At 65.3% G+C, this 19,034-nt stretch carries 15 protein-coding genes; 4 read left to right on the top strand and 11 right to left on the bottom strand.

The genetic code is table 11. The features are described 5' to 3' along the window. Positions 1–37: 37 nt before the first annotated feature. Both GOX01_RS03745 and GOX01_RS03740 read left to right on the top strand, forming a co-directional pair. On the top strand, positions 38–1,204 hold the full coding sequence (locus GOX01_RS03745) for a cbb3-type cytochrome c oxidase subunit I (RefSeq protein ID WP_011253382.1): 1,167 nt from the start codon (positions 38–40) through the stop codon (positions 1,202–1,204). Then, positions 1,201–2,151 (top strand): heme o synthase, encoded by a 951-nt coding sequence (locus GOX01_RS03740; protein WP_062269273.1) that lies wholly within the window; start codon positions 1,201–1,203, stop codon positions 2,149–2,151. Before GOX01_RS03745 ends, GOX01_RS03740 begins: the two co-directional genes overlap by 4 nt. Positions 2,152–2,348: 197 nt before the next feature. On the opposite strand, the gene GOX01_RS03735 is transcribed toward GOX01_RS03740, so the two are convergent. Genes GOX01_RS03735 through GOX01_RS03710 form a run of 6 tightly spaced genes read right to left on the bottom strand, consistent with a single transcriptional unit; the run spans position 2,349 to position 8,695 of the window. Next, entirely contained in the window at positions 2,349–3,299 is a 951-nt protein-coding gene (locus GOX01_RS03735; protein WP_011253384.1) for a Tim44 domain-containing protein, read from the bottom strand. Further along, entirely contained in the window at positions 3,299–4,630 is a 1,332-nt protein-coding gene (locus GOX01_RS03730; protein WP_011253385.1) for a TldD/PmbA family protein, read from the bottom strand. Before GOX01_RS03730 ends, GOX01_RS03735 begins: the two co-directional genes overlap by 1 nt. Beyond that, positions 4,627–5,892 (bottom strand): M16 family metallopeptidase, encoded by a 1,266-nt coding sequence (locus tag GOX01_RS03725; RefSeq protein ID WP_011253386.1) that lies wholly within the window; start codon positions 5,890–5,892, stop codon positions 4,627–4,629. The genes GOX01_RS03730 and GOX01_RS03725 overlap by 4 nt, the downstream gene beginning before the upstream one ends. Positions 5,893–5,951: 59 nt before the next feature. Continuing rightward, the gene (gene thrC / locus GOX01_RS03720; RefSeq protein WP_062269275.1) at positions 5,952–7,352 is read right to left on the bottom strand and encodes a threonine synthase; all 1,401 of its coding nucleotides are present in this window, start codon (positions 7,350–7,352) and stop codon (positions 5,952–5,954) included. A 23-nt stretch (positions 7,353–7,375) separates the two neighbouring features. After that, complete coding sequence (locus GOX01_RS03715; RefSeq protein WP_062269277.1) at positions 7,376–8,359, bottom strand: hypothetical protein; 984 nt, start codon at positions 8,357–8,359, stop codon at positions 7,376–7,378. A 48-nt stretch (positions 8,360–8,407) separates the two neighbouring features. Further along, positions 8,408–8,695 carry a hypothetical protein gene (locus GOX01_RS03710; protein WP_228119192.1) on the bottom strand — a complete coding sequence of 96 codons (288 nt, stop codon included), beginning with the start codon at positions 8,693–8,695 and terminating at the stop codon, positions 8,408–8,410. Positions 8,696–8,873: 178 nt separating this feature from the next. Between GOX01_RS03710 and GOX01_RS03705 the strand changes: the two genes are divergently transcribed. After that, on the top strand, positions 8,874–10,556 hold the full coding sequence (locus GOX01_RS03705) for a tetratricopeptide repeat protein (protein ID WP_062269279.1): 1,683 nt from the start codon (positions 8,874–8,876) through the stop codon (positions 10,554–10,556). Here the strand turns inward: GOX01_RS03705 and GOX01_RS03700 are convergent. The 4 genes from GOX01_RS03700 to GOX01_RS03685 form a co-directional block, all read right to left on the bottom strand. After that, positions 10,537–13,386 carry a [protein-PII] uridylyltransferase gene (locus GOX01_RS03700; RefSeq protein ID WP_011253391.1) on the bottom strand — a complete coding sequence of 950 codons (2,850 nt, stop codon included), beginning with the start codon at positions 13,384–13,386 and terminating at the stop codon, positions 10,537–10,539. The genes GOX01_RS03705 and GOX01_RS03700 overlap by 20 nt on opposite strands. Continuing rightward, positions 13,383–16,034 carry a DNA mismatch repair protein MutS gene (gene mutS, locus GOX01_RS03695; RefSeq protein WP_011253392.1) on the bottom strand — a complete coding sequence of 884 codons (2,652 nt, stop codon included), beginning with the start codon at positions 16,032–16,034 and terminating at the stop codon, positions 13,383–13,385. Before mutS ends, GOX01_RS03700 begins: the two co-directional genes overlap by 4 nt. 95 nt (positions 16,035–16,129) lie before the next feature. Next, positions 16,130–17,686 carry a murein biosynthesis integral membrane protein MurJ gene (gene murJ, locus GOX01_RS03690; protein ID WP_011253393.1) on the bottom strand — a complete coding sequence of 519 codons (1,557 nt, stop codon included), beginning with the start codon at positions 17,684–17,686 and terminating at the stop codon, positions 16,130–16,132. 76 nt (positions 17,687–17,762) lie between these two features. Continuing rightward, positions 17,763–18,008, bottom strand: a complete 246-nt coding sequence (locus tag GOX01_RS03685) for a hypothetical protein (protein ID WP_011253394.1) — start codon at positions 18,006–18,008, stop codon at positions 17,763–17,765. A 106-nt stretch (positions 18,009–18,114) separates the two neighbouring features. Here GOX01_RS03685 and GOX01_RS03680 point away from each other — a divergent pair, with 106 nt between their 5' ends. Then, a complete protein-coding gene (locus GOX01_RS03680; protein ID WP_011253395.1) occupies positions 18,115–18,504 on the top strand; it encodes a DUF4112 domain-containing protein in 390 nt (129 codons plus the stop codon). On the opposite strand, the gene GOX01_RS03675 is transcribed toward GOX01_RS03680, so the two are convergent. Then, positions 18,498–18,992, bottom strand: coding sequence for a glutathione peroxidase (locus GOX01_RS03675; protein ID WP_011253396.1), 495 nt, complete (start codon positions 18,990–18,992; stop codon positions 18,498–18,500). The genes GOX01_RS03680 and GOX01_RS03675 overlap by 7 nt on opposite strands. Positions 18,993–19,034 lie beyond the last annotated feature (42 nt).

The raw sequence follows: 19,034 nt of genomic DNA, 5'->3' as shown, positions 1-19,034 counted from the left end.
CTGCGGTATTCCTAGTTCAGGGACCGATTACGCGATCATGACTTATCAGGCCGTCGATACTGCCCCAGCCCGTTCCAGCCGCCGAGTCGGAACGTCTTTCATTCTGCTGGCACTTTTTGCCGGTCTGCTGGGCGGGTCGCTGGCTCTGCCAATTCTTCAGGCACATCCCACGAGCGGTCAGGCGTTCTGCCACGGTATTCTCATGACGTTCTTCGTCATGTGCCCGGCAGCGCTTGGTGGTTTTGGCCAGTGGCTTCTGCCGTCCGCGCTGGGGACTGACCGGACGGTGCTTCGGGGCCTGACGATGGCGGGGTTCGGGTTCCTGTCTTCCGGTGTGGTGCTGCTTCCGGTTCTGCCGTTCGTAGCTCTGCTGCTGTGGTCAGTCGGGATTCTGGCTGTGGCGATTGACGTGATCACCACATGCCTGGAGGGACGGACCTGTCGTTTCCGTGACATGTCGCCGCTGGCCTGGTCGCTGCTGGCGACGGCGTGCAGCGTTGTTCTCGTGGCGCCGGTTCTGGCGGCGGTTGTGACGCGCGGCATGATGGACGGGATTACGACCACGGCCCTGATCGAGACGCTGCATCTTCCGGAAACCGCTCTGATGCTGACGCCTGCTCTGGGGCTGGTGGCCTCCGCGCTGCTGTCGCGCTCGGCCAATGAGGGCGCTTCCTGGACGGTGGCGCCTTATGTTTTTGGCGTCATGGGTATTGGTGGACCGCTTCTGTGGATGGACGGGCTGTATGGCTCGCTTCCCGCTGGCGTGACGGCCAGTCTTGTTTTTGTGACGCAGATCGTGCCGTCGGTGGTGCTGATTGGTGCGCTGTGCCGGGATGTGTGGCAGCAGAAGCGGGATCTGGATGGTGCCGCGCTCTGGGCGATCGGCAGCATTCTGCTTTTCACGGCGGGATGGCTGTCTGACTGGCTTCCGGGACATTCGGGCGATCATACGGCTGTGGCGTTCGGCGGTATCATGGCGCTTTGCGGTGGGTTCTATGCCTGGGTTGAGATGCTTCTCCCCCGTCGGATTCCCGTGATGATGAGCCGGCTGCATGCCGGACTGATGCTGGGCGGGGCGTTCTGCTCGATCGTGCCGGGCGTCATGATCTATGGTGAGGTTCTTATGGGGATCAGTCTGCTGGCCTTTGGTCTGGTCGGGCTGTTCCTGTTGAGGGAGACCGGGCGTGCCCGGGTCTCGGCATGAGCGATACGGCGACACCTTTAGCCCCTTCGGGGGTTTTTTCCGTTCCGGGCAAGGATGGTGATCCGTCTCTGCGCGAATGGCTGGCGCTTCTCAAGCCGCGCGTGATTTCGCTGGTGGTGTTTACGGGTGCTGCGGGCATGGCCGTGGCGCCGCGCTGGCCGTCCATTCCCATCGGGCTGATTACCATTCTGTGCATCTGCATCGGGGCCGGGGCCGCTGGTGCGATCAACATGTGGTATGACCGCGACATTGACGCGATCATGAAGCGGACGGTCGTGCGGCCCATTCCGGACGGGCGGATGCCGGAGCAGGCGGCGCTGGTTTATGGCGTTGTGCTCTCGGTTCTGTCGGTGATTGTGCTGTGGCTGGCGACGAATGCGCTGGCGGCTGACATTCTGGCGTTTTCGATCTTTTTCTACAGCGTCATCTACACGATGTGGCTCAAGCGGAGCACGCCGCAGAACATCGTGATTGGTGGGGCTGCGGGGGCGTTTCCGCCGATGATCGGCTGGGCTGCGACCATGAACTCCATGGCTGTGCTGCCGGTGGCGATGTTTGCGATCGTGTTCCTTTGGACGCCGCCGCATTTCTGGTCGCTGTCGCTGTATGCGTGCAAGGATTACGGCAAGGCGGGCATTCCGATGCTGCCGGTCGTGAAGGGCGCGCGGCATACGCGGTGGCAGATCCTGATCTACACGTTCATTCTTACGGCCGTATCACTGGTGCCGAGCTTCGTGCATGAAGTCGGGCTGACCTATACGGTTGTGACCAGTCTGCTGGATCTGGGGTTCATTCTCTGCGCGTTCCGGGTGTTGATGGACAAGCAGGATGCGGAAGGGGCGAGCCTGACGAAGGACAAGCCGGCGCGGTTCGCGTTCCGGTATTCGCTGGTCTATCTGTTCCTGCTGTTCTGTGGGCTGCTGGTTGACCGGGTTCTGATCGGATGAATATGACCACTGATATTGATCTTGCCCGCAAGCGGCGTCTGAGCCGGATTACGGGGATTGTTGGCGGCGTGGTGCTGCTGGCCGTGATTTTTTACGTGATTACGCTGACGCGGCTGTAACGGCCGGCGTTCAGCTTCGCATTCAGGCAATAAAAAAGGCCCGGGGGTTTCCCGGGCTTTTTCTGTTTCTGGGGCTTTTCAGCCGGCCTGCTGGATGGCGGAGAGGATCCAGTTGCCGCGGCCGTCGGCGCGGACGAAGGTCCAGAGTTCGGTCACGGTGACGGGCTCGGTGGAGCTGCCGTCGATGACGTTGCCCATGGAGTCGGTGGTGACGTCCGTCATGGAGTAACGCATGGCGACCGTGGCGTAGGTCAGGTTGCCTTCGCGCCAGGCTTCGGAGAGGTCTCCGCGCTGGAACTGGACGTTGGAGACGATGTTGCGGGCGCCACGGCTGGCGAGATCGGAAAGCTGGGCGTTGAAATAGCCCGTCATTTCCGGGGTCGCCATGCTGGCGAGGGCGCGCATGTTCTGTGCGCTCCAGGCGGCCTGGATATCGAGCAGAAGGCGCTGGAAGCTCAGGTAGTCGTCATTGGTCAGCGTTACGGGTGTGCTGCCGCCTGCGTTGCCGAAGGGGGTTGCGCCTGCGGAAGAGGGCATGCCCATCGGACTGCGCTGGCCACGGTTGCCGAACATCCGCAGGACGAAGGCGATGAGGCCGCCGATGATGAGCACCTGCAGCAGGAAGCCGAAGAACGACGTGCCGCCGGTCATGCCGCCCATGAAGCCGTGTCCGCTCAGCAGACCGAACAGGCCTGCGCCCAGGAAGCCGCCTGCAAAGCCGCTCAGGAACGGATGGCGGACCGGGTAGGAGGGTCTGTAGGCTGGGGCGCCGAAGCCGGGCATCGGGCGGGCCGGAGAGGCATAGTCCGGTGAGCCGTAATTGGGCGAGGGACGCGGGGTTGCGGACTGGTCCATCGGGCGGGCCCAGCCGGGCGTGATGGAGGTACGCGGCGGGGCGCTCCAGGTGTGGGAGCCGCGGCTTCCGATGGAGCTGCCGCCGCCCGGACGCGCATCCGCTGTTCCCAGCGCGCCGAGGCTGACAGCGCAGAGGAGGGCGAGGGCGGTCGTAGAAAGTCGGAATTTACGCATCAAAGTCCTGCAATATTCATGCCGTCGATCCGGATACTTGGCGCATTAACGCTCTGCCGGAACATTAGATCACTGCCCGGAATCATGCGGGCAAACATGTCTTTCAGGTTGCCCGCGACCGTGAGTTCGGCGACGGGTTCGGCAATTTCGCCGTTGCGGATCATGAAGCCCGAAGCGCCACGGCTGTAATCGCCGGTCAGCATGTTGACCGACGAGCCCATGAGCTCGGTGATCAGGATCCCTTCACTGATATCGGAACGCAGGGCCTCGGAAGAAAGGGTTCCGGCTGCGAGATGAAGATTTGTCACACTCGGGGAGGGCGGTGAGGCGACGCCGCGGCTCGCGCGGCCGTTCGTGGGCATGTTGAGCTGACGGCCGCTTCGGGAGTCGAGGAGCCACGTCTGGAGGATGCCGTCCGCGATCAGGTCCAGCGGCAGGGCGGCGCAGCCTTCGGCGTCGAAGGGGCGGGAGGCTGCACCCCGGATGCGGCGCGGGTCGTCATGGACGGTCAGGCCGGCGGAGAGGATCTGCTTGCCGAGGCTGTCCTTGAGGAAGGACGTTCCGCGCGCGATGGCGGCACCATTGATGGCTCCGACCAGATGGCCGAGCAGGGTGCCGGAGACGCGCGGGTCGTAGATGACGCTGTACGTGCCGGTGCGGGGGCGGCCGGGATTGATGCGGGCCAGGACGCGCTCGGCGGCTTCGCGGCCAATGACGGCCGGGCTTTCGAGGTCCTCGAGATGCACGGCGCTGCGGAAGGCGTAGTCGCGCTGCATCGTGGCGCCTTCGCCGGCGAGGACGCTGGCGCTGGTGGAATGTCCGGTGCGGCTGTAGGCGCCGAAGAAGCCTGCGGAGGTGCCGAGCATGACGGAGGTGCGGCCGTGACCGGCGGAGGCGCCGTTGGTGTTGGTGATGCCTTCAAAGGACAGGGCGGTGTCCTCGGCTTCGCGGGCGCGGGCGAGGAGGTCGTCCATGCTCGGTGCGGAGCTGCATTCGAGGTCCAGTCCGGCGGCGTCGAAACGGCCCTGAAGGGCGGCTTCGGCGAGGCCGGCATACTGGTCTTCGGGGACCACGAGGGCCATGGCGCAGGCCTGTTCGGCCAGACGGTCGAACTCGGCTTCGTTCAGGACGCTTGTCGAAACCGTGGCCGCCCGCTTGCCGCGGAAGACGCGCAGGCCGAGGGCGACGCTCTCGGAGCGCTCGATGCCTTCGGGGACGCCCTTGCGGACGAGCGCGGACTCGGACTCGTCGCGGACGAGGATGGCGTCCGCGTGGTCCGCGCCATGACGGCGGGCTGCGGCGAGGAGGGCTTCGACGGGCGTTGTGGTCATGCGGCGAGCCTTGCTGTGATGTCCTCGAGCGAGGGCATGTTGTCGATGGGGCCGATGGCGGTGAAGGTCGGCGTGCCAGAGAAAATGGTGCGGGCGACGCGCAGGATGTCCTCTTCCGTCACCGCGTCGATCTTGCCGACCGTTTCGGCCGTGGGGACGGGGCGGTTATGGACCTGGATCTGGCGGGCGAGCTGCTCGCAGCGGCTGCCGGTACTTTCCAGGGACATCAGGAGCGAGGATTTGAGCTGGGCGCGAGCGCGGGACAGCTCTTCTGCGCTCAGCCCGTCCTGCAGGCGCTTGAGTTCGTCGATCATGACGGGGACAAGCTCGGCGGTCTGTTCTTCGCCCGTACCAGCGTAGAGGCCGAACAGGCCGCTGTCGCTGAAGGGGGAGGCGAAGGAATAGACGCTGTAGACCAGACCCCGACGCTCGCGGATTTCCTGGAACAGGCGCGAGGACATGCCGCCGCCGAGGAGCGTCGAGAGGATCATGACCGCGTAATGGTCGGGGTGCATGTAGCTGACCGAGGGGAAGCCCATGACGAGATGGGCCTGATCCAGTTCGCGGGTCGTGCGGAGTTCTCCGCCTTCATAGGACGCGGCGCGGGGGCGGGGCGTCTGATGGGTTGGGAGGTCGCGGAAGTGGTCTTTCACCAGATCGACGACCTGCTGGTGATGCAGGTTCCCGGCAGCGGCGATGGTGATGTTGTGGGTCGTGTAGTGCTCGCGCATGTAGGACATGAGCGTGTCGCGCGTCATGGTTGAGACGCGTTCTTCCGAGCCCAGTGTGGGGCGGCCCATGGGCTGTTCGGGGAAGGCGCGTTCCTGGAACTGGTCGAAGATGATGTCGTCCGGGGTATCGTTGGCCTGACCGATTTCCTGAAGGATCACGCCGCGTTCGCGCTCGATTTCGGCATCGAGGAACGTGCTGTGGGTCAGGATGTCACCGATGATGTCTACGCCGAGGGCGAGGTCGTTCTTCAGCAGTTTGACGTAATAGGCGGTGGTTTCGCGGGCGGTGTAGGCGTTGATGTAGCCGCCCACATTCTCGATCTCCTCGGCGATGCGGGAGGCGGAGCGGCGCTCGGTGCCCTTGAAGGCCATGTGTTCGAGGAAGTGGGAGACGCCGTTGTTGTCGGCGGTCTCGTCGCGCGTGCCGATGGAGACATAGGCTCCGAAGGAGACGGTTTCGACGCGGTCCATCCGTTCGGTGATGATGGTCAGGCCGTTATCGAGTCTGGTGACTTCAATCGTATCGGGCATGAGGTTCCGTATTGTCGAAGGAAGGCAGGCTCCCCGGCCGGGGAGCCTGTGTTGGACGATCAGCCGCGCTTGATATGGGCGCGGACGGCGTCCTGAAGGCCGGCAATCTGGCTGTCCATGCACTCGTAGCGCTCGGTGCGCTCGAACAGGTCGGACAGGTGCGGCGGGAGTTTGGGGTGGATACCGGTGGCGGCGATGACGGCGTCCGGGAACTTGGCCGGGTGGGCCGTAGCGGCCGCGACCATGGGGATGCCGGGTTCCTGGAAACGCTTGCCGACGGCGAGGCCGATCGCGCTGTGCGGGTCCGCGAGATAGAGGCTCTCGTTATAGAACAGGCGCATGGCTTCGCTGGTCTGTTCATCGGTGAGGGTCATGCCCTCGAACACCTCTTTCATGCGGGTCCAGGCGTCGTGCGGGACGGCCATGCGGCCGGTCTCGCGGAACTCGCGCATGATGGCGGCGCAGCGGGTGGAGTTGCGGTCCAGCAGTTCGAACAGTAGGCGCTCGAAGTTGGACGAAACCTGAATGTCCATCGAAGGCGACAGGCTGGGCTCGACCGTGCGCACGCTCATGTCGTTGTCGATGACGAAACGGGTGAGGATGTCGTTGCGGTTGGAGCCGATGCAGAGCTTCTTGATGGGCAGGCCCATCTGTTTTGCGGCCCAGGCGGCGAGGACGTTACCGAAATTGCCGGTCGGGACCGAGAAGGAGACTTCGCGGTCCGGGGCGCCCAGAGCGAGGGCTGCGCGGACGTAATACGGGATCTGGGCGGCGATGCGCGCCCAGTTGATCGAATTGACGGCTGAGAGCGAGACTTCGTCACGGAAGGTGTGGTCTGCGAACATCGCCTTGACCAGATCCTGACAGGTGTCGAAATCGCCTTCGACGGCAATGTTGAGGATATTGTCGTCCTGAACGGTCGTCATCTGACGGCGCTGGACGTCAGACGTACGGCCCTTGGGGTGCAGGATGACGACGGAGAGGCGTTCGCGGCCGCGGCAGGCCTCGATGGCGGCTGAGCCGGTGTCGCCGGAGGTCGCGCCGACGATCGTGACGTGGCGGTTGCGCTGGGTCAGGACGTGGTCGAACAGGCGGCCGAGCATCTGCATCGCCATGTCCTTGAAGGCGAGCGTCGGGCCGTGGAACAGTTCGAGGGAGTACAGATCCTGCTCGACCTCGACCAGCGGGACGACGGCGGCGTGATCAAAATCCGCATAGGCGTCACGGGTCATGTCGCGCAGGGTGTCGACGTCGATCGCGCCTTCGGTGAAGAGGGCAATGACTTCGGCGGCGAGGTCCGGATAGGAGAGCGTGCGCCACTCGCGCAGGGTCTGCGGGCTGATCTTGGGCCAGCTCTCCGGCATGTAGAGACCGCCATCTCCCGCAAGGCCTGCGAGAAGGATGTCAGAGAAGTTCGGGGCGTCGGCGGTCAGCTCGCCGCGGGTCGATCGGTAGCGCATGGGGGAATTTATATCACGTCCTGTCAGGGCAAGGCGATGCGAAGAATGTGGGTTGTGCCATCTTCCGTGGCCAGAACGGCCATCTGGTGGCTGTCTGAGACGGCGGGGGCGCCTGCATCGAAGAGGCGCTGGTCACGGAGGATCCGTAGCGGGATGCGGTCGCTGCCGAATTTCAGGATGCTGCCGATCGTGATGTCGGACAGGTAGAAGGTGTCATCCGGGGTTAGGGTCGCGCCGCCGAGGCTGGGGGTTGTCCGCCACTCGGTGATGCCGTCGAGCTGTTCGACGGCGGTGAAGGTCGTATCGGTCAGCAGGGCGGTTTCGATGCGGGACATGGGGCCGCAGGCGGGCTGGTAGAAGAGCCACTGGCCTTTCGCATCCAGCATGAGGAAGCGCACATTGCCGCCGGCCATGGGGTCGCCGTCCGGTCCCATGCGCGGCTGGTTGTTGCGCAGGAGGGGGTGACGGCCGGTGAGGGACATGTCGTAGGGCAGGAAGCGGGTGGCCTTGCCGGTCTGGAGGTTTGCCACGACGAGGGCGGGTTTGCCTTCATCGGCTAGATAGGCGTGGGTATCGTGGACCTGAAGGGCGACCAGGTTGCTGCCCTGGACCGTGGCGCCGCTCAGGGGAATGCGGGACTGGACCGATCCGTCCTGCGACATCCGGATAAGGGCGGGCTGTACGCCGGTTGCCAGGCCCCAGAGATCGGTACCGGACCGGGTCAGCGCGACCAGGCGGTCCGTGGGCTGACTGGGGCCGGGAAGGGGGGAGACCGTATTGGTGGCGTCGATCCGGACGGGATGTCCGTTGGTATCGAGGGCCAGATAGGTCCCGTTTTCGGCGGCGAGCAGCGTTGTGGGCTGTAGGCCCGGGAGCGTTGCGTCTGCTGTGATGGACGCCTGAACGGGAGCGTCCTGCCAGGGATGATCCGCTCTGGCGGGGGTGGCCATGACGGCCAGTGCCGCAAGGCCGGTAGCGGCGGCGACGTGCAGGAGACGGGTTTTCATGCCTCTGACATTGCCCTGCCAGTCGTGTTTGGCAAGTCAGAAGTGAGGTCAGGAGTCCACTTCGGTTTTGGATGGAACACTCATTGGGAGTTCCTGGCCGTCAGCAATCGGGCTTTTGATGGGGCCTGGAATGTGATCGACGGCAAGAGGTGCGGGGCGTGGATTTGAGAGCCAGGGCGAGAGTTCGTGCTCTACCGGGAAAAGAACGGCGGCGTGCATGAGAAGAGCGGCTTCGATGGTCAGACATTCGATTGACCAGCGGTTATCTGGCATGCGGGAAATGTAGTGATCCGAAGCAGTGCGCCGGACTTCGATGGGGAACGTACGGGTCGTCATTCCCTGTCGGACAGTCGCGTACACCAGACCCGGAACCGGGCCGGTTCTCTGTTCAAGATGCATCGTCTCAAAACCTCTGACACTGACTTGGATTTGTCATTTTGACCAAAGAACTGTGAAAACTTCGTTAACGCATGTCTAGGTGGATTTTCCGGGAATTTTGGAGCACGAAGAGTTGATGAGACCTCTGTTTTCATATGACCCCACCGAGCCCGCCTTTGCCTGTTTCAGTGCCGGGGATCTTGCGGGGGCGGAGGCCGGGTTCCGGGCTATTCTGGCCGGGCAGCCGGGACAGCCGGATGCTCTGCATGGGATGGCCTGTCTGGCGCGGGCCCGTGGACAGGATGCCACGGCCATCGCGCTGGTCGGGCGCGCCTTGCAGAAAAGCGGCATTTCTCCTGATCGGAAGGCCCGGATGCATATCACGCTGGGGCTTGCGCTTATAGCTCAGGGACATGCCGAAGCGGGGCGTGCGGCGCTGAATGTAGCGGTGATTCTGCAGCCTTCCGATCCGCGTGCGCATGCGGCTCTGGGCGAGGCTTTTGAAAGGCTGGGATGTCGGGACGAGGCGCGTGCGGCGCTGGAAAAAGCGGCGGCTCTTTCAGCAGATGACAGTTTCGTGAGAACGCGGCTTGGAGGACTGTTTCTTGAGGACGGGTTGTCCGGGCAGGCCGTCGGACAGTTCCGGAAAGTCGTGAATCGCAGGCCGCAGGATGGGGGCGCGCTGGCCAATCTGGGGGCGGCGTTATTTGCCTGCAATGCATTCGACGAAGCGGCGACTGTTCTGTCGCAGGCCTGTGAGCGGGGGGCGCGGACTGCGGAGACGCTCAACAGTCTGGGGCTGGTGGAGATGGCGCTGGGCGATCTTCGCGCGGCCTGTGAGACGTTGCGGGAAGCGCTGCAACTCCGGCCTTCGGATGGGCGGATCGCCAACAGTCTGGGGACGGTGCTGATGGAAATCGGGCGGCTGGAAGAGGCCGAGGCGCTTTTCGGGGCGATCATGATGCGCGAGAGCGGAGAGGAGGCGGATCGGGCGCGCTTCAACCGGGCGACCATTCTGCTGGGGCAGGGGCGGTTTGCGGAAGGGTGGCGGGATTTTGAAAGTCGCCGGTCGCTGCTGCGTCTGGTTTCGGATGTTCCACACTGGGATGGTTCGGCGGGAGAGGAGCCTGTGGCCGTTGTGGGCGAGCAGGGGCTGGGCGATGAGGTGCAGTTTCTGCGGTTTCTGACGGAAGCGGCCAAGCGGAGACCGTTGCGGCTGAGGTTCAGGGCTGCTGCGCTGGCGGATTTGATGCCGGAGCTGGATCAGGGGCGGATCCTGCCAGCGGACGGGCCGGTGGCGGCTGAGGTCAGTCTGCTGAGTCTGCCGGCGGTGCTTGGGATGGAGGATGTACCGTCTGTTCGGCCTTATCTGACGGTGCCGGAGCGGGTCGAGGCGGGGCGGATCGGGGTCTGCTGGTTGGGGAATCCGTCCTATCGGTTTGATCGCCGGCGGTCGGTTCCGGTGGAGTGTCTGGACGCGTTGCGGCAGGTGTCCGATGTGCGGTTTGTGGCACTTCAGCGCGGCGATGTGCCGGACTGGATGGAGCAGGTTCCGCTTGAGACGCCTGTGGATCTGGCGCGGGAAGTGGAGCGGTGTGCGCTGGTGATCAGCGTGGATACGCTGGTGGCGCATGTCGCGGGCGCGCTGGGGCGGCCGTTATGGCTGCTTAACCGTGAGGGGGGCGACTGGCGGTGGAAGGATGTGGACTGGTACGGGGATGTCCGGCAGTTCCGGCCGCCCTCCGGCGCGGCGGTTGCCGCGGGATGGGAGGCCGTGCTGCGGGATGTTGCGGAGGCGCTTAGCTTGCGGGTGTGGTGACCGGAGCACTTGTGAGGGAGGCGAGCAGGGTTTCGCGCAGGCGGGCGAGGCGGACCGGATCGGTAATCTTCATGCCCAGCAGGTCCCGGACATAGAACACGTCCACGGCGCGCATGCCGTAGGTCGTGATATGGGCCGAGGAAATCTGGAGTGACGCGCTGCTGAGTGCGGAGGTGACGTCGTGCAGCAGTCCGGGACGGTCGCGGCCGTTGACTTCGATGACGGTGTGACGGTCCGAAGCGGTGTTGTCGATGACGACGCGGGGTGGGACGTGGATCGCGCGCATCCGGCGTGAGGTGCTGTGATGGCTGGCGTCCTCGATGCCTTTGCGGATGTCGAGACGGCCCGAAAGAGCCTGTTCCACGAGATGGTTCAGGCGGCCGAGCTGATGCGGTTCCTCGAAGGAGCAGCCTTCTCCGTCCTGCACCCAGAAGGTGTCGAGCGCCATGCCGTCGCTGAGTGTGTGGATGCGGGCGTCCACGATGGAGGCGCCTGACACGGCGAGGGCGCCTGCGATCTGGGAGAACAGACCCGGATGATCGGCGCAGAGGACGGTGAGTTCGGTGACGCCGCGTTCGGGGATGGGATAGGCCTCGACCGTGACCGGGGAGCGGTAGCGGTCTGAGTCGTGGACCATGCGGGCGTGGCGCATCTGGGTGTCGGTGTCGAAGCCGAGCCAGTAGCTCGGATAGCCAAGGTCCAGAAAGCGGTCGATGCTGCTTTCGGGCAGGATGCCGGTGAGGCCGTCGCGGGCCAATTCGCGGGCGTGATTGACGCGGCTGTCGCGTTCGGTGGCGGCCAGTCCGCCTTCCAGCACCTCGGCGACGCGGGAGAAGAGCTCGCGCAGGAGGGTGGCTTTCCAGGCGTTCCAGACCTTCGGACTGACGGCGCGCATGTCGGCGATGGTCAGGAGAAGGAGGAGGCGCAGGCGTTCGGGGGACTGGATGGTATCGGCGAGATCGAGGATCGTTCGGGGATCGTCGATGTCGCGGGTGAAAGCAGTCTGGGACAGCAGGAGATGGTGCAGGACCAGCCAGGAGACGGTGTCGGTTTCCTCGGGGTCGAGGCCGAGCTGCGGGCAGATCGTGAGTGCAAGATCGGCGCCGATTTCGGAATGGTCGCCGCCGCGTCCCTTGCCGATGTCGTGGAGCAGGACGGCGACGTAGAGCGCGCGGCGGGAGCGCAGGTCGCTGGCCAGCGTGTAGGCCAGGGGGATCTCGTCCGCCATGCGCCCCGCTTCGATCTGGCCCATCATGCGCACGGCTTCGACGATATGCTCGTCGACCGTATAGATATGGTAGCTGTCGAACTGCATCTGCCCGACGACGCGGGACCAGTCCGGCAGGAGGCGGCCCAGCAGGCCGGTCTCGTTCAGGATCGGGAGCCAGAAGGGGACGGCTTTGGTTTCGTCCGCGCTGGGCTCACAGAGCAGGTCCAGAAAGATTTTTGCGGTTTCGGGATCGTCGCGCAGGGTGACGGCGTGGCGTTCGTTGCGGATGATCTGCTGCATCGCGATGGGATGCAGGGGCAGGTCGTGGCGGCGGCCGCAATCGAGCAGGCGGAACATTTCGCGAGGCTGGGCTGCAAAGGTGACGGGCTCGATGGGGCAGATGCGGCCGGCGATGGTCTGGAATTCTTCGGGGCCGGGGACGACCTTGGGTGGCTCGCCCGTGGTCTGGTCCTGAAGATGCATCAGCACGACGGGTTGCAGCACGCTGGTGAGGCGCATTACGTCGCGGGCGGTGAGGAAATAGTGCCGCATGAAGCGCTCGACGCCGCGCTGGCGACCGTGCGTTGCGTAGCCCATGCGGCCGCCGATGACGGGCTGGACGTCGAAGGTCAGGCGCTCCTCGGCGCGGCCGGTGATGTAGTGCAGGTGCAGGCGGACGGTCCACAGGAAATCCCATGAGCGGCGGGCGCGCAGGGATTCGCGGTCTGTCAGCAGGCCGAAGGAGGCGAAGGACGGGGTTTGCGGGGCTTCGGCGGGCTGGCCGCTGCGATCCGGAGTGGAGACGGCGCAGCCCAGGGCGGCACGGCCCATCCAGTTCAGGGTTTGCAGGTCGCGCAGGCCGCCGCGGCCTTCCTTGATGTTGGGCTCGACCATGTAGGGGTTGTCGCCGAAGCGGCGGTGGCGCTGTTCGCGTTCGGCGATCTTGCCCATGACGAATTCGCAGAGCCGGTCGTTCTGCAGATCGGCGCCGAGGGCGCAGCGCAGGTCGCGGGCGAGGCCGCGCTCGCCGTGAAGGAAACGCAGGTCCAGCAGAGCCGTGCGGATGGTGAGGTCACTGTCGGCGTCGCGGACGCATTCGGCGATGGAGCGGGTGGCGTGGCCGACGCGCAGGCCGAGATCCCACAGGGCATAGAGGATGAACTCGATCCGGGCGGTCATGGCCGGGGTCGGGTCACCGGGGATCAGGAAGAGGATGTCGATGTCGCTGAAGGGGGCGAGAAGTCCCGCGCCGTAGCCGCCGGTGGCGCAGAGGCAGAGGGTTTCGCCGGGGGATTCGTGTTTCTGTGCGGCGAGTTCGGCCAGCGCGCAAACCATGTCGTCGGCCTGGCGGGCGAGGGCGCGGGCGGCGTCGATTCCCGACATCCTGCGCTTTTCGAACTCGCGACGGACAGTGGCGTTACCGCTGCCGAGATGCCGCCGTAGGATCGAGAGGACGTTCTCGCGGGTCGTCTGCCCCTGTGCCGCAGCCGTATCGAGAGCGGTCTGCAGGGAGGAGGCCGGGTCGCACGGGGGGGAGGCGGTTCGGTCAGACAGGGGCTTATCCGTATCGTCAGCGAAGGAAAGAGAGGGAGTTTCGCCCCAGAAAGAGGTTTCTTTCAAGTGCCGTTTCCTGAGGCGAGGCGTTTCAGTTCGTATAGCGCATCCAGCGCGTCCCGGGGAGAGAGATCATCGGGGTTCAGGGCCCTGATGGCGTCTTCCAGCGGGGTGGGAATGGGGGGCGCTGCGGGCTCGGGCGCGGGGGGGATTTCCGGCTCTGCCACGGCTTCGAAAAGGGGCAGCGAGGAGCGGGAATCGGCCTGTTCGCGCTCGAACTGCGTGAGGAGGCGGCTGGCGCGATTGACGACGGATTGGGGAATTCCCGCCAGTTTTGCGACATGCAGGCCCCAGCTTTTGCGGGCCGCACCGGGGCGGACCTCGTGCTGGAAGATCACCTCGCCGCGCCACTCTTTTACGGCCATCGTGTAGGGGGCGAGGCGGGGGAGGAATTCGGTCAGGGCACCGAGCTCATGGAAATGTGTTGCAAAGATTGTCCGCGAGCCGAGCTGGGTGTGCAGGGCTTCCAGCGTTGCCCAGGCGATGGACAATCCGTCGAGGGTTGCGGTGCCGCGGCCGATCTCGTCCACGACGACGAGGGACTTGGGGCCGGCCTGATTGAGAATCGCCGCCGTCTCGGTCATTTCGACCATGAAGGTTGAGCGGCCGCGGGCGAGGTCGTCCGCGCCGCCGACGCGGGAGAACAGGCGGTCTACCACGCCGATCTGTGCGGATTTCGCCGGAACGGGCAGGCCGGCCTGCGCGAGGATGACGGCCAGGGCGGTCTGGCGCAGGAAGGTGGATTTGCCCGCCATGTTCGGGCCGGTGAGCAGCATGGCGCGGTGTTCGGGCGGCAGGGCGCAGTCATTGGGGATGAAACGGGCGTCCGCGCTTCCCGACTCGGCCAGTGCGGCTTCGACGACGGGATGTCGGCAGGCGACGAGATTGAACTCGGTGCTGTCCGTGACGGTGGGGCGGCACCATGAGCCGCCTTCGGCGAGCAGGCCGCAGGAGCGCAGGACGTCGGCGAGGGCCAGGAACTCCGCGACTTCATCGAGGGCCGGGGTTTGCAGGATGCGGGCGCAGAGCTCGGCGAAGATGCGGCGTTCCAGTGCAGACGCCTTGTCGGCGGCTTCGAGGATGGCGCGGTCCAGACCGGCGAGTTCTTCCGTTGAGAAGCGGGCGAGGCTGGCCGTGCCCTGACGGAAGGACAGTTCCGGATTGTCGCGCAGTTTCGTGCCGGCGGCGGACGGGACTTCGATCACGTAGCCGAGCTGCGCGTGGTGTTTGATCTTCAGGTTTGAGACGCCGAATTTTTCGGACAGCTCGCCCTGCATGGCGGCGATGATGCGGCGGCTTTCGTCACGCAGGCCGCGATAGCGGTCCAGCTCGGCGTTGTAGCCGGGGGCGATGAAGTCGCCGTCTTCAATGCGGGCGGGCAGGGTTTCGGCGACGGCGGCCTGAAGCTGCTCCAGCAGGGTGTCGGCGCGGCCGTAGAGGCCTGCGGTGAGGGTGCGGATCAGCGTGGGCGTGTTGGGGTCGCAGGCGGGCTGGAACAGGGCGGTGATGTCGTTGGCGGCGATCAGCGTGTCGCGGATGGCGGCGAGATCGCGCGGCTGGCCGCGTCCGGCGGAGATGCGGCCCAAGGCGCGGGCGGGGTCTGGCGTGCGGCGCAGGATGTCGCCGAGAGCGCCGGACAGGCCGGGAATGGATTGCAGCCAGAGCCAGCCGTTCTGGCGGTCCGTGATTGCGGTGGCGTCGGTCAGGGGGGAGGCGAGCCACTGGGCAAGCAGGCGGGAGCCTGCGGCCGTGGCAGTGCGGGTGACGGCGCCGAGGAGGCTGTGTTTCGTCTCGCCGTCGCGGGTGCGGAGAATATCGAGGCTGGCTCGGGTGGCGGGGTCGATGCCAAGGACGCCATCCGTGCCCTGCGGGATGGGGCGGGAGAGGCGCGGGAGTGCTCCGGCCTGACTGCGCTGGACGTAGTTCAGGGCCATGGTGCAGGCGATGGCCTGTTCGGGCGGGAAGTCTCCGAGGGCGTCAATCTGGGCGACGCCATAGGCGCGGGCGACCAGGGTGCGGGCGCTGTCGAGCGTGGGGGGGACGGCGACGGGGGCCAGTCGGGAGGCGTAATCCGGCGGGATCAGGTCGGGTTCGGACAGGATCTCGGCGGCGTCGAGCCGGGCCATCAGTTCGGGCAGGGCGCTTTCGGGGACCGAGGCGGTTTCAAAGGCGCCCGTGGAGATGTCGATCCACGCCGCACCTATCATCTTTGCGCGCTTTTCCGGACTGCGGGCGATGGCGAGGAGCAGGTTGGCGCGCCCGGCTTCGAGCAGTTCGTCTTCGGTCAGGGTGCCGGGGGTGACGACGCGGACAATGGCGCGGGCGAGCGGGCCTTTCTGGGGCTTTTCGCCTTTTTTCGGCGGGGCCTGTGTCTGTTCGGCGACGGCGACGCGGAAGCCGCGGCGGATCAGGCGTGACAGATAGGCCGGGGCGGCCGCGACGGGGACGCCGCACATGGGGATCGGCTCGCCCTGATGGGTGCCGCGGGCGGTGAGTGCGATATCCAGCGCCATGGCGGCGGCCTGCGCATCGGAGAAGAACAGTTCGTAGAAATCGCCCATGCGGAAGAACAGGAGGGCGTCTGGTTCCTGGTGTTTGAGGTCGAACCACTGGGCCATCGCGGGGCTGGCGTTTTCGGCGGTAGGCAGGGGCATGAAGGTGCCGATGGGTCCGGTCTCCGGGCTGTCATTTCGGGAAGGGGATGGGAAAATAACGTCTCTCCGCCGGTGTGTGAACCGGCGGGATGGGGTCAGCGGGCGCGTCGGCGGTTCAGGCGTGACTGGAAAGCCACGGTGGCGTCACGCAGGCGCACCACTTTCAGGGCGTCGAGCATCACGGCGTAGACGAGCACGCCGAAGATTATCAGCGCCGTGAGCATGCCCAGACGCCACACGCCGTGCCAGGCGGGCAGGCCGGGGGCAACGAGCTTTTCGGCGGCCGCGACCCACAGGGCCATCATGATGCCGGCACCGGCAATGCGCAGGGCGCGGCCTTTCAGGAGCGGGTCTGCGATGAAGAGGCCGCGTCGGTGCAGGATGACGGCGAGCAGTGTGCAGTTGACGAAAGCGGCGATCGTGCTGGCCAGCGGCGGGCCGATATGGCCGAGCGGGCGATAGAGCAGAAGGTTGAGGACGAGGTTCAGCGCCAGTGTGAAGAAGCCGATGCGGACGGGGGTGACGGTGTCGCCTTCCGCGAAGAAGGCCGGGGAGAGGACCTTGATGAGGACAAAGGCGGGCAGGCCGAGCGCGTAGGCCTGAAGGCATTGTCCGGAGAGGATGGCGTCGCTGACGGTGAAATGGCCGTAGCCGAACAGGGCGGCCATGATGGGGGAGGCCAAAACGATCATGCCGATCATGGCGGGGAGCGTCAGGAGCAGCGTGTAGTCGATGGCGCGGTTGAGGCTCGAATGGACGGCAGCGCGGTCGTTATTGGCGATGTGGCGCGTCAGGAGTGGCAGCAGCGCCGTGCCCGCCGCCGAGCCCAGCACGCCAAGCGGGAGCTGGTTGATGCGGTCGGCGAAATACAGGATCGAGGGTGTGCCGACGGGTAGGTGCGTGGCAATGATGGTGTCGACGGTCAGGTTGATCTGGGTGACGCCGGAGCCGACGAGGCCGGGGCCCATGCGGCGCAGGAGGGCGCGCATGTCGGGCGACAGGCTGGGCCATGTCAGGTGAGGAGCCATGCCGGCGCGTCGGGCGGCCCAGTACAGGGCGCCGAGCTGGACGACGCCAGAGAGCGTCACGCCCCAGGCACTGACGACGGCGGTATTGTGCCAGACCAGTGCGCCGAGGAGGATGGCGGCGATGCCGATGATGTTGAAGGTGACATAGGCGGCGGCCGCTGCGGTGAACTTGCCGAGGCCGTTCAGCACGCCGGAGACGAGCGCTGCGCCGCAGATCAGCAGCATGTAGGGGAACGTGATTCGCGACAGGTGCACCGCGGTTTCGAAACGGGTGCCGGTGAGGCCCGAGCCGATGAAACTCACGACCAGCGGCATGAAGATTTCAGCCAGGATGGTCAGCAAAGCGAGCCAGAGCATCAGTCCGGACAGGGCCTGTCCCGCGAAGCGCAGGGCGGACTGGTGGCCCTTTGTTTCGTAGCGTTCGGTGAACATCGGAACGAAGGCGGCGTTGAACGCGCCTTCGCCGAAGAGGCGCCGGAACATGTTGGGCAGCCGAAGCGCGATCAGGTAGGCATCCTGAACGGGGCCGGCACCAAGGAACGCGGCGAGAAGCTGGTCACGAACGAGGCCGAGGACACGCGAAAGCATGGTCCAGCTGCCGACTGTCAGGAAATTGCGAAGCATTTCCCGATCCTAGCCGATCATTCAGCGCCGCGACATATCCTCCGTTACAGGAAAAGCGCACTGTGACGGATGGGCTTCAGCGCAGAACCGTTTCGCGGTTGTGCAGGGGCGTTTCGGCTCTGGCGGGCTGCTGGATCGTGGGGCGGATCGCGGCAAGGCCGATGCAGAGCAGCGTGACTTCAAGCATCAGCATGGCGCTGGCCCAGAAGATGCCGGACAGGCCGAGGAAGGTCGTGACGTGATGGGCCACGGCCGGGGTCAGTGCGCCGAGGGCGGCGACAACCAGAAGGGGCAGGATCGGGCGGAGGGGTGAGTCCTTCATAAATGTCTCCTGTCACATTTCTGACTTGAACTGTGGCGGCTTTCGATACGGTTGTTCAAGGAAAAAAGACGAACTTCCCTGTCGATGTTGCGTGATAGGGGGTGCCATGACCGATTTTTCAACGATTTCGCCGCCTGTGAGTGTCGCCGAGCTTCGTCTGAGGCTGGATCGGATCCGGCGTCTGGCCTGGCTTCTGAACTCTGCCGCGCGGATTCCGGGTCTGCGGCTGCGGGCGGGGCTGGACACGCTGCTCGGGCTTCTGCCGGGGGGCGGGGCGCTGATCGGGACGGCGCTGTCGCTTTATATTGTCTGGGAAGGGCGCCGGATGGGTGTTGATCGCCAGACCGTGCAGCGGATGCTGGGCAATGTGGCGATCGAGGCCGTGGTGGGTCTCGTACCGCTGGCGGGGGATCTGTTTGATACGGTTTTCAAGGCCGATCTGCGGAATATTGCGCTGATCGAAGCCGCGCTTGCGGGGCGGCTCAGGGGTCAGTGATCCAGCAGGACCTTGCGGACGGCTTCCTCGACGCGGTTTGAGGCGGGCTTGGCCAGGGGCGTGAACCAGTTGGCCAGATTGCCGTCGCGGTCGGTCAGGTATTTGTAGAAATTCCAGCGCGGGCGGGCGAGGAAGCCACCCTGTTTGTCCAGCCAGCGGAACAGCGGAGTGGTTTCGGGGCCGCGCACATGCTGGCGTGCGGTCATGGGGAAGCTCACGCCGTAATTGCGGTGGCAGAAATTCTTGATGTCTTCCGACGAGCCGGGTTCCTGCTGGCCGAAATCGTTTGACGGCACGCCGATGATCATCAGGCCTTCGGGGTAGTCGCGGCCATAGCGGGACCAGAGGTGCTGGAGGTCTTCGTACTGGGGAGTGAAGCCGCATTTTGATGCCGTGTTGACGATCAGCAGCGGTCGTCCGCGATAGGCCGAGAGGTCGATCGTGTCGCCGGACAGGCCGGGAAGGCTGAAATCATAGGCACAGGTCATGGGGCTTCTCCCTATCAGTCGGCGGCATCCTAGCGGTTCGGG

It is taken from the genome of Gluconobacter oxydans (assembly GCF_006539685.1).
Lineage (GTDB): Bacteria > Pseudomonadota > Alphaproteobacteria > Acetobacterales > Acetobacteraceae > Gluconobacter > Gluconobacter oxydans.
This window is presented reverse-complemented; position numbering and strand designations above follow the sequence as displayed.